13 protein-coding genes are annotated in these 12,135 nt (G+C 63.8%); all 13 read left to right on the top strand.

Annotation, left to right across the window (positions count from 1 at the left end; translation table 11 throughout):
- The first annotated feature begins 4 nt into the window (after window positions 1-4).
- The 13 genes from murD (at window position 5) to G8767_RS14010 (ending at window position 12,071) form a co-directional block, all read left to right on the top strand.
- Window positions 5-1,528, top strand: a complete 1,524-nt coding sequence (gene murD, locus G8767_RS14070) for a UDP-N-acetylmuramoyl-L-alanine--D-glutamate ligase (protein WP_166810504.1) — start codon at window positions 5-7, stop codon at window positions 1,526-1,528.
- The gene (ftsW, locus tag G8767_RS14065) at window positions 1,525-3,003 is read left to right on the top strand and encodes a putative lipid II flippase FtsW (protein WP_095969884.1); all 1,479 of its coding nucleotides are present in this window, start codon (window positions 1,525-1,527) and stop codon (window positions 3,001-3,003) included. Before murD ends, ftsW begins: the two co-directional genes overlap by 4 nt.
- Window positions 3,000-4,169 (top strand): undecaprenyldiphospho-muramoylpentapeptide beta-N-acetylglucosaminyltransferase, encoded by a 1,170-nt coding sequence (murG, locus tag G8767_RS14060; RefSeq protein ID WP_166810503.1) that lies wholly within the window; start codon window positions 3,000-3,002, stop codon window positions 4,167-4,169. The genes ftsW and murG overlap by 4 nt, the downstream gene beginning before the upstream one ends.
- Window positions 4,166-5,674 carry a UDP-N-acetylmuramate--L-alanine ligase gene (murC, locus tag G8767_RS14055; RefSeq protein ID WP_095969886.1) on the top strand — a complete coding sequence of 503 codons (1,509 nt, stop codon included), beginning with the start codon at window positions 4,166-4,168 and terminating at the stop codon, window positions 5,672-5,674. Before murG ends, murC begins: the two co-directional genes overlap by 4 nt.
- Window positions 5,671-6,477 (top strand): FtsQ-type POTRA domain-containing protein, encoded by an 807-nt coding sequence (locus G8767_RS14050; protein WP_019748870.1) that lies wholly within the window; start codon window positions 5,671-5,673, stop codon window positions 6,475-6,477. Before murC ends, G8767_RS14050 begins: the two co-directional genes overlap by 4 nt.
- Window positions 6,478-6,735: 258 nt before the next feature.
- Window positions 6,736-7,923, top strand: a complete 1,188-nt coding sequence (ftsZ, locus tag G8767_RS14045; protein ID WP_095969887.1) for a cell division protein FtsZ — start codon at window positions 6,736-6,738, stop codon at window positions 7,921-7,923.
- Between the two features lie 108 nt (window positions 7,924-8,031).
- On the top strand, window positions 8,032-8,799 hold the full coding sequence (pgeF, locus tag G8767_RS14040) for a peptidoglycan editing factor PgeF (protein WP_095969888.1): 768 nt from the start codon (window positions 8,032-8,034) through the stop codon (window positions 8,797-8,799).
- 6 nt (window positions 8,800-8,805) lie between these two features.
- On the top strand, window positions 8,806-9,555 hold the full coding sequence (locus tag G8767_RS14035) for a YggS family pyridoxal phosphate-dependent enzyme (RefSeq protein ID WP_166810502.1): 750 nt from the start codon (window positions 8,806-8,808) through the stop codon (window positions 9,553-9,555).
- Window positions 9,556-9,640: 85 nt separating this feature from the next.
- Window positions 9,641-10,291, top strand: coding sequence for a cell division protein SepF (locus tag G8767_RS14030; protein ID WP_003941752.1), 651 nt, complete (start codon window positions 9,641-9,643; stop codon window positions 10,289-10,291).
- Between the two features lie 38 nt (window positions 10,292-10,329).
- Window positions 10,330-10,476 carry a hypothetical protein gene (locus tag G8767_RS14025; protein ID WP_235169615.1) on the top strand — a complete coding sequence of 49 codons (147 nt, stop codon included), beginning with the start codon at window positions 10,330-10,332 and terminating at the stop codon, window positions 10,474-10,476.
- Window positions 10,477-10,480: 4 nt separating this feature from the next.
- Window positions 10,481-10,759 carry a YggT family protein gene (locus G8767_RS14020; RefSeq protein WP_003941780.1) on the top strand — a complete coding sequence of 93 codons (279 nt, stop codon included), beginning with the start codon at window positions 10,481-10,483 and terminating at the stop codon, window positions 10,757-10,759.
- Window positions 10,760-10,885: 126 nt separating this feature from the next.
- Window positions 10,886-11,713, top strand: coding sequence for a DivIVA domain-containing protein (locus G8767_RS14015; RefSeq protein ID WP_003941722.1), 828 nt, complete (start codon window positions 10,886-10,888; stop codon window positions 11,711-11,713).
- Between the two features lie 49 nt (window positions 11,714-11,762).
- The gene (locus tag G8767_RS14010) at window positions 11,763-12,071 is read left to right on the top strand and encodes a hypothetical protein (RefSeq protein WP_124569363.1); all 309 of its coding nucleotides are present in this window, start codon (window positions 11,763-11,765) and stop codon (window positions 12,069-12,071) included.
- Window positions 12,072-12,135: the final 64 nt, after the last annotated feature.

Raw genomic sequence — 12,135 nt, 5'->3', positions numbered from 1 at the left:
AACCATGACCAGCTCAGCGGATTCCGAGAACGATCTGTCCTGGCTCCGCGGTACGCGCGTGCTGGTCGCCGGTGGGCGGGTGTCCGGTCAAGCGACCATCGAACCTCTCGTCGCTCTCGGTGCTGTCGTGACAGTGGCCGATTCGACCTTGGACTTCGCGCAGCGCTGCGCCGAGCTCGGTGCGGACATGGTGACCACCACCTCGATCGAGGATGCCCCGGATTCGATCACCGAGTACGGGCTCGTCGTCACCAGTCCTGGCTTTCGGCCGGATGCACCGATCCTTGCAGCTGCCGCCGGTCACGGGATTCCCATCTGGGGAGACGTCGAGTTCTCGTGGCGCGTCGACCACAGCGGACACTTCGGCGGGCCCCGTAAATGGCTCGTGGTGACAGGGACGAACGGAAAGACCACGACGACGTCGATGCTGGCCTCGATTCTCGACGCCGCCGGAGTCGTCGGCCGTGCCTGCGGAAACATCGGACTGCCGATTCTCGACGCACTCGCCGAAACGTCGCCGCGCGTGGAGTACCTCGCTGTCGAACTGTCGTCGTTCCAATTGCACTGGGCACCTTCGGTGCGTCCGGATGCCGGCGTGGTCCTCAATGTCGCCGAGGACCACCTCGACTGGCACGGCGGAATGAGCGCGTACGCCGAGGCCAAGTCGCGGGCGCTGAGTGGAAAGGTTGCGGTGGTCGGCCTCGATGACGCAATCGCTTCCGAACTGGGAACTCGCGCAACGGCAGACGTTGTCACCGGATTCAGATTGGGTGAACCGGGCGAAGGAGAACTGGGTGTCGAAGCGGGACACCTCGTGGACTACGCTTTCGGCGATCACGTCCGCTTGGCCGAAGCAGCTTCCATCGATCCGGCCGGCCCGGCAGGCGTCATGGACGCGCTTGCCGCTGCAGCCTTGGCGCGGGCACTCGGATTCGAAGCAGACGTCGTCGAACGCGGTCTGGCCGCACACAAGGTCGGCCCACACCGCGGCGCCCTGGTCGGCCGTGTCGGATCCGTTGTGTACATCGATGATTCCAAGGCCACCAACCCGCACGCAGCCAGACCGTCGATACTCGCGCACGACCGCGTCGTCTGGGTTGCAGGCGGTCTGCTCAAGGGTGCAAGCGTCGACCAGTTGGTGAGCGAAGTGGGACCGCGGTTGTCCGGTGCTGTACTTCTCGGCCGTGATGCCGGTGTGATCGAGGACGCGCTGGCGCGACACGCGCCCGATGTTCCCGTGGTGCACGTGCTGTCGGGGGACGATGAAGCGGTGAGCGAAACCAGCAGCAACTCGACTCTCACCATCCGGCTGCCGTCGGGTGCCGACGCGGATGCCGTCATGGCGGCAGTGGTAGTCGAAGCTGCCGAGTTGGCGTCCCCCGGTGATGCGGTTGTACTCGCCCCGGCCGCCGCGTCGCTGGACATGTTCGCGAGCTACGGACATCGTGGTGACAGCTTCGCCGCCGCTGTAGCAGCATTACCCGATCCGTTCACCGATTCGCCTGGCGAAGCCGGGAACTTGCGATGACCAAGGGTCCCAAGACCCGAATCGGTGCCTGGTTGGCGCGGCCGTTGGCGTCGTTCCACCTGGTGGTGACGATTGCCACGATGTTGACCGTCTTGGGGCTCGTGATGGTTCTCTCGGCGTCGAGCGTCGAGCAGTACGTGTCCGGTGGATCGGCATATTCGCTGTTCACTCAGCAGTTGATCTTCGCGATTCTCGGGGCGGTGCTCTTCTACGTCGCGCTGCGCATCCCGGCGAGAGTGCTCCGGCAGTATTCGTTTCCGCTGTTCGTCGTCGTGCTCATCATGCTGGTACTCGTCCTGATTCCGGGCATCGGCACCGAAGCGCAGGGCGCGCGTCGCTGGTTCAACGTCGGTGGGTTCTCGGTGCAGCCGTCGGAAATCATGAAGGTCGCGTTGGCGATCTGGGGCGCGCATCTGTTGGCCTCGAGGCGGCCGGACGACCGATCTGTGAAGTCCATCCTGATTCCGCTCGTGCCCGCTGCGATGCTGGTCTTCGCCCTGGTCGTCGCGCAGCCGAACCTCAGTACGACCATCGCATTGGGAATCATCGTCGGCGCCCTGCTGTGGTTCGGTGGGCTGCCACTGAAACTTTTCGGCTCGATAGCGGTGACGGGCGTCGTCGTGGCGGGCGTGCTGGCCATGACGGCTGGTTATCGTTCCGATCGAGTTCAGGCCTTCTTCAACAAGAGCGACGACCTGCAGGGCAACAACTATCAGGCCAAGCAGGCTTTGTATTCGCTCGCCGACGGGGGCTTTTTCGGACGCGGACTCGGTCAGAGCGTCGCAAAGTGGAACTACCTACCCAACGCGCACAACGACTTCATCTTCGCGATCATCGGGGAAGAGCTGGGATTTGTCGGCTGCGCGGTCGTGATCGGTTTGTTCGCCGTGTTCGTGTACACGGGATTGAGAATCGCAGCGCGCAGCATCGATCCGTTCTGGCGCCTCCTGTCGGCTACCGCGACTACCTGGATCGTCGGCCAGGCGATGATCAACATCGGTTACGTCATCGGACTGCTGCCGGTGACCGGACTCCAGTTGCCCTTGGTCTCCGCCGGTGGTTCGTCCCTGGCGATTACGCTGTTCATGTTCGGCGTCATCGCCAATGCAGCACGACACGAACCGGAAGCAGTTGCCGCTCTGAACTCCGGGCAGGACGGCAAGATCTCGAAGTTGCTCAGACTGCCCAAGCCGGTGCTGTACCACCCGCCGTCAGGGGGTCGGCCGATCCGTCGACCGAAGCCCGCACGGCAGATCGAACCGGCACGCGGACGCGACGGCCGGCGCGCGATCGAGATGGGTGATCGACGCAAGCGGGCAGATCAAGGTGCTCGCACATCCGCGGATTCCACACGAGGTGCGGCCGCTGGGTCACGGAAGCGCACCGCGGGAGGGCAGAATGGTCAGCGTCGGCAGGCGCCGACACGTAGGGCACAAGATCCACGAGAAGTTCGAGAGCGAGGAATTCGTAGGTGAGCGGCAACAAATCGGCTCTGTCGGTAGTGGTGGCAGGGGGAGGCACGGCTGGTCACATCGAACCCGCACTTGCGGTCGCGGACGCGGTCAAGGCCGCTCAGCCCGATACCAGGATCACCGCACTCGGGACAGCGCGTGGTCTCGAAACCACCTTGGTTCCTGCTCGCGGGTACACCCTCGAACTCATTCCGCCGGTTCCGCTTCCCCGTAAGCCCACGATGGATCTGGTGAAACTGCCGACACGCATCCTGGCCTCGGTGCGCAGGACGCGCGAGGTACTCGATTCCGTCGACGCTGACGTGATCGTCGGTTTCGGCGGCTACGTCGCGCTTCCGGCCTACCTTGCCGCCCGCGGTGGTGTTCTTCGGCGCCGCCGCAAGATTCCGATCGTCATCCACGAGGCGAACGCCAGTGCCGGCATCGCGAACAAGATCGGTGCCCGCCTGGCGACGCGTGTGCTTGCTGCCGTTCCGGGGTCGGGTGTGAAGAACCGAGGCGATCAGGACGCCGAGATCGTCGGCATTCCGGTGCGGGCGTCGATCGCGAATTTCGATCGAGCAGGTCTCCGCTCGCAAGCGCGCGAGTACTTCGGACTGCCGCAGGACGGTCCCGTTCTGCTCGTCTTCGGTGGATCGCAGGGCGCGAAGTCGCTCAACGACGCGGTGTCCGGAGCAGCGGAAGAACTGGCCAAGGCCGGGATCTCGGTGCTGCACGCTCACGGTCCCAAGAACTCTCTCGAGGTCACGCAGTACTCGGAAACGGCACCGTACGTGGCTGTTCCTTATCTTTCACGGATGGATCTCGCGTACGCCGCAGCCGACGCGACCATTTGTCGTTCCGGCGCGATGACGGTTGCCGAGGTCTCTGCCGTCGGTCTTCCGGCTGTCTACGTTCCGCTGCCGCACGGCAATGGTGAGCAGGAGCTCAACGCGAAACCCGTTGTCGCAGCGGGCGGCGCGATCATCGTCTCCGACAACGAGCTCACGCCGACGTTCGTCGCCGGTACTGTCGTGCCGATGCTGAGCGACAGCGCGCGCCTCGACAAGATGAGCAGTGGCGCTGCCAATGTCGGACACCGCACGGCGGCAACCGAGATCGCACGGATAGTGCTCGACATCGCGGCAAAGGAAAACGCCGTCCAGGAAAACGCAAGGGGAAACCGATGACCGCGCTGCCCGCCCACCTCGAGCGAGTACACATGGTCGGAATCGGCGGTGCCGGTATGTCCGGCATCGCGCGAATTCTGCTTTCCCGCGGGGGCCTGGTATCGGGTTCGGACGCCAAGGAGAGCCGAGGGGTCCTGGCGCTTCGTGCACGCGGGGCGCAGGTTCGGATCGGCCACGACGCCGATGCTCTCGACCTGCTGCCCGGTGGTCCGACCGTCGTCGTCACGACGCACGCAGCCATCCCGAAGGACAACCCGGAACTCGTCGAGGCCGCTCGCCGCGGAATCCCGGTGATTCTTCGACCGGCTGTCCTTGCTTCGCTCATGCAGGGCAATCGCACGTTCCTGGTTTCGGGTACACACGGCAAGACGTCGACGACCTCGATGCTCGTGGTCGCCCTGCAGCACTGTGGATTCGACCCGTCTTTCGCCGTCGGTGGCGAACTCAACGAGGCGGGAACTAACGCCCATCACGGTAGCGGTGACGTCTTCGTCGCCGAGGCGGACGAGAGCGACGGGTCGCTGCTTCAGTACGACCCCAACGTGATCGTCGTGACCAACATCGAGGCCGATCACCTCGACTACTTCGGCAGCGTCGAAGCCTATGTGAAGGTGTTCGACGATTTTGTCGACAAGCTACGTCCGGGCGGACTCTTGATAGCCTGCCTCGACGATCCGGGATCTGCAGACCTCGCGAAGCGAATCGTGGCCTCGGGTCGTTCGGACATCCGGGTACTCGGTTACGGATCAGCAGACGCGCAGGAAGTGGAGGCGGGCACTGCCTTCGAGCCTGTCGACGGCGTCGAGGTCGGAGTCCGACTACTTGGCTTCCATGCACACGACGTCGGGGGAGTCCTGCAGTTCCAGCTCGCCGGCGAGAGCGCTGCGCGAACGGTGCGGATGGCAGTGCCGGGTCGTCACATGGCGCTCAACGCACTTGCCGCTCTGCTGGCCGCGCGTGACGCCGGCGCCGAGACGGAGGAAATCGTCGAGGGGCTCGCCGGATTCGGCGGCGTCCACCGCCGATTCCAGTTCACCGGCCGCGAGCGTGGTGTCCGGGTGTTCGACGACTACGCCCACCATCCGACCGAAGTTCGCGCGGTCCTCGGCGCGGCGGCGGATCTGGTTCGACCGGAAGACGATTCGTCGTCGACCAATTCGGCCGCCGGACGCGTGATCGTGGTCTTCCAACCTCATCTCTATTCGCGCACAGCCGCGTTTGCCGAGGAGTTCGCGCAGGCACTGGACTTGGCCGACGAGGTAGTGGTTCTCGACGTCTACGGCGCTCGCGAAGAGCCGATGCCGGGCGTCAGCGGTGCGCTGGTCGCTCAATCGGTCACCAAACCTGTTCACTATCAACCTGATCTGTCGCAGGCGCCGAAGCAGGTTGCGGCGTTGGCTCACCCCGGCGACATCGTCATCACGATGGGTGCCGGCGACGTCACCATGCTCGGCAAACAGATCCTCGATGCTTTGCGTTCGGCGCCGCATCCCGCGCCGCGATGACACCCGACGCACGAAGTCGGCGCGGGCGCCGAGATCCTCAAGCCAGACGCGCCACCAGCACGCGTCGGCGTAGTACTCGCACCGAATCGCGATACTCGACGCGGTCGACGGAGCCGGCTCCCGAACCCACACCGACTCGTAAGTGGTTCAAGCGACCGCTGATCGTGGCCCCGCTGGCAATCGTGCTGGTGGTGGGGATCGCGCTGACGGCCTGGTTGTCTCCGGTGCTCTCGGTCCGGGGCACCGAAGTTCTCGGTGCGACGACCGTCAGTGAGGAACAGATCCTTTCGCTCCTGGCCGTACCGACCGGTCAGCCGTTGATGCGGGTCGACACCGGCGCCGCCGCGGCACGTGTCGCGACGATTCCGAAGGTGGCATCTGCTCGTGTGCAGCGGATGTATCCGTCGACCATCCGCGTCACCGTCACCGAACGGGTACCGGTTGTCTTCGTCGATTCACCTGAGGGCGCACACCTGCTGGACGAGAAGGGTGTCGATTTCGAGATGGGCGTCCCGCCGCCCGGGGTTCCGCGTCTGGTGACACCGACGCCCGGGTGGAACGACGAGCCGACGCTCGCTGCTCTCGAGGTGTTGTCGGTGTTGCCGCCGGATCTGAGATTTCAGGTGGGAGAGGTTGCCGCTCGGTCGATTTCGAGTGTCACGCTGACCCTGCTCGACGGTCGCGTCGTAAACTGGGGCGGTGTCGAGCACTCGGATCGTAAGGCTGCCGTGACGCTTCCGCTGTTGACTCAGCCGGGGCAGACGTACGACGTGTCCAGTCCTGATCTGCCGACGGTCCGATAGCGCACGGTGCACTCGTGCGTCGGTGCGTGGCAAATACTTCGGTGTGTCCCGGCGCGCCTAATGGCGGAACGCGACGACGGTGCATAGCGTTTCGTTTCAGATCGAATACTTGACATAACTCTAACCCTGTGGTTGAGGTTTAGAGTTTATCTCGAACACCAGCAGTAACAAAGACCCAGCAGTTACAAAGACAGCAGCACTACCAAAGACAGCAGCACTGACAAGCAGCGTGAAACACGACACGGAAGGCGAGAGCCGATGACGCCCCCGCACAACTACCTCGCCGTAATCAAGGTCGTCGGCATCGGCGGCGGCGGCGTGAACGCAGTCAACCGCATGATCGAACAGGGACTCAAGGGAGTCGAGTTCATCGCGGTCAACACGGACGCGCAAGCCCTTCTGATGAGTGACGCCGACGTCAAGCTCGACGTCGGTCGTGAATTGACCCGTGGCCTCGGCGCCGGTGCTGACCCTGAAGTGGGTCGCAAGGCAGCCGAAGATCACAAGGACGAGATCGAAGAGGTCATCAAGGGCGCCGACATGGTGTTCGTGACCGCAGGCGAGGGTGGTGGCACCGGAACCGGTGGTGCCCCTGTCGTGGCAAGCATCGCCCGGAAGCTGGGCGCACTCACCGTCGGCGTCGTGACTCGGCCGTTCTCCTTCGAGGGCAAGCGTCGTGGGGGACAGGCGGATACCGGAATCCAGGCGCTCCGCGAGTCCTGCGACACGCTGATCGTCATTCCCAACGATCGCCTGCTCCAGCTGGGTGACGCGGCCGTCAGCCTCATGGATGCCTTCCGCAGCGCCGACGAGGTTCTCCTCAACGGCGTCCAGGGCATTACCGACCTCATCACCACCCCGGGCCTGATCAACGTCGACTTCGCGGACGTCAAGGGTGTCATGTCCGGCGCCGGCAGCGCTTTGATGGGCATCGGATCCTCACGTGGTGAGGGACGCGCTATCAAGGCGGCAGAATCCGCGATCAATTCCCCGCTCCTCGAAGCATCGATGGAAGGCGCCCGCGGCGTTCTCCTGTCGATCGCCGGCGGCAGCGATCTGGGTCTGTTCGAGATCAACGAGGCGGCTTCGCTGGTGCAGGAAGCTGCGCACATCGACGCCAACATCATCTTCGGAACGGTCATCGACGATTCACTCGGCGACGAGGTTCGTGTGACGGTCATCGCTGCAGGATTCGACGGAGGAGCTCCGGCTCGCCGTCCCGTGGAGTCGACCGCGCAGGGACGTGGAGCAATCGGTGCCGGGCGCGCAGGTGAGGTCGGCCGGTCACCGGTGGCCGCCGAACCTGCTGGCGAGCAGCCGATTTCCGCAGCGCGCGAGACCACCGGTTCGGGCAGCTTGCCTCCGATCGGTGGCCCACGCCATGCGCCGGTCCAGGAAGACGACGGCGACGACGACGTCGATGTGCCGGTCTTCATGCGTCGCTGACGTAGGGCTACAAACAGTTTCGCGAACAGGGTGCCCGGAATTTCTGGGTACCCTGTTCTTGACTGGATGTCCGGTCACGTCTGAGCCGGACGACAACTTTCGACGTTTGTGAGCACACATATCTTGAGTACCGAGAAGTCGACCACCCGCACCCGCATTCGCCGCGTCGTGACCAGCCGAGCCGGTGGTGTTTCCGCGTCACCGTACGAGTCGTTCAATCTCGGCGATCACGTCGGAGACGATCCGGCGGCCGTCGATGCGAATCGCCGTCGCCTGGCGCGCGAAATAGGCGTCGAGCCTGACCATCTCGTGTGGATGGAACAAATCCACTCGCGCAACGTCACTGTCGTGACGGAACCGACCGACGAAGTGATTCCGGTGACGGACGCTCTGGTCACCACCGTTCCCGGCCTGGCACTCGCCACTCTCAGTGCAGACTGTGTTCCCGTTCTGCTCTCCGACGAGGAGGCCGGTGTGATCGCGGCCGTTCATGCCGGACGGATCGGTGCCCGCATCGGTATCGTCCCGCGCGTCCTCGCGGAGATGGTGCGACAGGGCGCGGACGTCTCACGTATCGGCGCCTTCCTCGGTCCGGCAGCCAGCGGACGCCAGTACGAGGTTCCCGCCGCGATGCGCGCAGACGTGGAAAAGCACTTGCCGGGCAGCGCAACTCGCACCGAGAAGGGCACGCCGGGACTCGATCTACGTGCGGGACTGCGTAAGCAGTTGCTCGCCGCGGGTGTGTCCGGTGTCGCCGAGGACCCCCGGTGCACGATCGAGGATCGCGCGTTGTTCAGTCATCGCCGAGAATCTCTGACCGGGCGTCAAGCTGCAGTGATCTGGATGGAAGCGCCCGCAGCGCAGGAAACCGTCTAGGCAGAAATGCGCCAGACGGATATGCGGCTGACAGAAATATCGACGGCACTCGACTCGGTGAGGGCGCGACTGGCGGCCGCCTGCCTTGCCGCCGGTCGTGAAGTTTCCGACGTAGCACTGCTGCCAGTTACCAAATTCTTTCCGGCGTCCGACGCCCGAATCCTGTACGAACTGGGTTGCCGTGAATTCGGTGAGTCTCGTGAGCAGGAAGCAGTGGAGAAGGTTGCGGACTTCGACCGCGCTGCAGAGAGCGGCGCGATCGACGATCCGGTTCGCTGGCACATGATCGGGCAGTTGCAGCGCAACAAAGCGCGTTCGGTAGCGAAGTGGGCCTACGCAATTCACTCGGTGGACAGTGCGCGACTGGCCGATGCGCTCGATCGGGCGGCGCTCGGAGCTTTGTCCGACGGAGAGCGCACAGCGCCGCTGCGGGTGCTCATCCAGGTAAGTCTGGACGGAGACCCTGCGCGTGGCGGAGTTCCGACGGGAGAGCTAACCCCTCTTGCCGAGCGGATCGAATCAGCCGAAGGTCTCGAATTCGCGGGACTGATGGCCGTCCCGCCGCTTGGGTCAGAACCGGACGAGCAGTTCGAAATCCTCCGCAGGGCACATCTTTTGATTCTCGAATCGCATCCACGGGCAACCGAACTCTCGGCAGGAATGACCGGTGATCTGGAGGCCGCAGTGCGCCATGGATCAACCTGCGTGCGTGTCGGAACCGCACTGCTCGGCTCACGACCAGTAATCTCGAGGTGATCGCTCAGGTGATCGCCCAACCCGTCCACACCGCTGCGACCGGTCGCAGTCGGATTGATTCCGCCGCGCCAAGGAAGGTCGATCAATGAGCAACCTGCATAAGTTCAAGGCTTACTTCGGCATGGTTCCCCTCGATGACTACGAGGACGAATACGTGGAGGAGCCCGATCAGGCTCGCCGCGCACCCCGTCGTAGTCACGACGGCTATGCCGAGCGCGACGACCGCGAATTCGTCGAACCTGCCTTCTCGAAGGCGAGCTACGCGCCCAGTCGTCGTGACGAAGAGGACGCGGAGTTCGATCGCTACGATTCCCGGCCCCGCGTCGACACCGTTCCCAGTCGCAGTAGCCGCCCGGCGATGGCGCCGCGCCCGGCAAGCCGCGGCAACCTCGCGGTCGACGCTCGTGCAGAGCGTCCCGAAGCGCGACGTGCACCTGTTGTCGATGACGGCGGCCCGCTCGCCAAGATCACGACGCTGCGTCCGCAGAGCTACGCAGAGGCCCGCACCATCGGTGAGCGGTTCCGCGACGGCACTCCCGTCATCATGGATCTGGTCGACATGAGCAACGCCGACGCGAAGCGTCTGGTCGATTTCGCGGCCGGCCTGGCGTTCGCATTGCGTGGTTCTTTCGACAAGGTAGCCACCAAAGTGTTTCTTCTCTCACCGGCCGACATCGACGTTTCCGCTGAGGAACGCCGTCGGATCGCCGAGACGGGTTTCTACAGCCAGAAATGATGGTCTCGACCGCAGTCCGGCCCCTGAGCAGGGGTGACATGAGCACATTCGAACGGCGGCCCGTCTCGGCGGGCGCCGCATTCGGACCCATCGCCGGCCGTTACAAGGCGGGCGCGATGCGAACCGGTTCCGGAATTGCTGCGGTGTGTCTGTTTTGGACACAACGCAGAAGTCAGGCAGAGTGAGGGTGTGGACGCGCTTCTCTCTGTGATCTATCTGGTGCTGGTTGTCTTCTGGCTGTTGCTGATCGGCAGAGTGATCGTCGAGTTCGTTCGTTCGTTTGCCAGAGATTGGCGACCGACCGGATTGGTCGCTGTCATTCTCGAAACCATTTTTACGATCACCGATCCTCCGGTGAAACTGCTCCGCAGGTTGATCCCCCCGATCAACCTCGGTGGAGTTCGCTTGGATCTATCCATCATGGTCTTGCTTTTCATCGTCATCATCCTGATGTCGGTTGTTCGCTGAGCGCAGTCCGAGTGAGTGGTGTGCCAGAATGGAACCCATAACTCATACGGTGGTTCGCCACTACGTAGACTGTGTTGCAACTGAATGCTTGCTAGACCGCCAAATGACGCGTGAAGGGATCCTTCCATGCCGCAACTGACTCCAGCTGACGTGCACAACGTTGCGTTCAGCAAGCCGCCTATCGGCAAGCGTGGCTACAACGAGGACGAGGTCGACGCATTCCTCGACCTCGTCGAACAGGCGCTGTCGCAGCTCATCGAAGAGAATGCGGACCTGCGCCAGCGCGTAGGTGAGCTGGATCAGGAGCTCGCGGCTGCCAAGAAGTCGCCGGCACCGGCTCAGCAAGCGGCACCCGTCGCAGCGCAGCCCAAGCCGGAGCCCGCTCGGGTCGTCGAGCCGCCCAAGCCTGCACCTGTTGCAGCACCGGTTCCCGCCGCCGCTGCCGTTGCAGCGCCGCAGAGTGGCGACACCCACATGCAGGCCGCGAAGGTCCTCGGACTGGCTCAGGAGATGGCGGATCGCCTCACCAACGATGCGAAGACCGAGTCCGAGCAGCTGCTCGGCAGTGCTCGCACCAACTCCGAGCAGCTCATGAGCGAGGCTCGCAGCAAGGCCGACGGCATGATCGCGGATGCGCGCAACAAGTCGGAGGCAATGCTCACCGACGCTCAGACCCGCTCCGAGACCCAGCTTCGCCAGGCTCAGGAGAAGGCAGACGCTCTCAAGGCGGACGCCGAGAAGAAGCACACCGAAATCATGGCGACCATCAACCAGCAGCGTTCGGTCCTCGAAGGCCGTATCGAGCAGCTGAAGACGTTCGAACGTGAGTACCGGGTGCGCCTGAAGTCCTACCTGGAATCGCAGCTCGAAGAGCTCGAACAGCGTGGCTCGGCCGTTCCGGTCGACGGCGGACAGGATTCCTACAGCCCGTCCTTCGCCAAGGGGAACAGCTGACCGAGAGCGCCCCGTCGGCTCAGCTATCGGACCGGACAAAGGTTGATACGTGCTGGTCGTGACGTTGGTTCTCGCGGGAGTTGGCTTCGCACTCCTGATCGTTGCCCTGACCACAGGGTCGCTGATCTGGGCGTGGGCATGTATCGCGATTTGTGTAGCAGGTGCCGTCCTTCTGCTGGTCAGTGCGCTGACCAGCAGGAAGGCGGTTCCTTCGTTGGATGACCCGGTATCGGGCAGTGGCATGTCGTCGCCGTACGGTCGAGGCGAGAGTTCCTCGGATTCCTCGACCGGTGATGCAGCCACTGTCAACGACGACAATCCGGGAAACCATGGCGAAGCGTCGGGCGGCAAGACCTAAGCTCTACCGAAGTCCTGGGCCATACCGAAGTCCTGGGCTGTACCGAAGTCCTGGGCAGTACCGA

Origin of the sequence: Rhodococcus sp. IC4_135, from assembly GCF_011602025.1 — a bacterium.
In the GTDB taxonomy this organism is placed as follows: Bacteria; Actinomycetota; Actinomycetes; order Mycobacteriales; family Mycobacteriaceae; genus Rhodococcus_F; species Rhodococcus_F baikonurensis.
The sequence above is the reverse complement of the archived record's forward strand: the minus strand, read 5'-3'. Positions and strand labels throughout refer to the sequence as shown.

Excerpts from the sequence above, each read along its gene's own strand:
- murD (WP_166810504.1), top strand. The coding sequence starts at position 5 with ATGACCAGCTCAGCGGATTCCGAGAACGATCTGTCCTGGCTCCGCGGT.
- ftsW (WP_095969884.1), top strand. The coding sequence starts at position 1,525 with ATGACCAAGGGTCCCAAGACCCGAATCGGTGCCTGGTTGGCGCGGCCG.
- murC (WP_095969886.1), top strand. The coding sequence starts at position 4,166 with ATGACCGCGCTGCCCGCCCACCTCGAGCGAGTACACATGGTCGGAATC.
- G8767_RS14050 (WP_019748870.1), top strand. The coding sequence starts at position 5,671 with ATGACACCCGACGCACGAAGTCGGCGCGGGCGCCGAGATCCTCAAGCC.
- ftsZ (WP_095969887.1), top strand. The coding sequence starts at position 6,736 with ATGACGCCCCCGCACAACTACCTCGCCGTAATCAAGGTCGTCGGCATC.
- G8767_RS14035 (WP_166810502.1), top strand. The coding sequence starts at position 8,806 with ATGCGCCAGACGGATATGCGGCTGACAGAAATATCGACGGCACTCGAC.
- G8767_RS14030 (WP_003941752.1), top strand. The coding sequence starts at position 9,641 with ATGAGCAACCTGCATAAGTTCAAGGCTTACTTCGGCATGGTTCCCCTC.
- G8767_RS14025 (WP_235169615.1), top strand. The coding sequence starts at position 10,330 with ATGAGCACATTCGAACGGCGGCCCGTCTCGGCGGGCGCCGCATTCGGA.
- G8767_RS14015 (WP_003941722.1), top strand. The coding sequence starts at position 10,886 with ATGCCGCAACTGACTCCAGCTGACGTGCACAACGTTGCGTTCAGCAAG.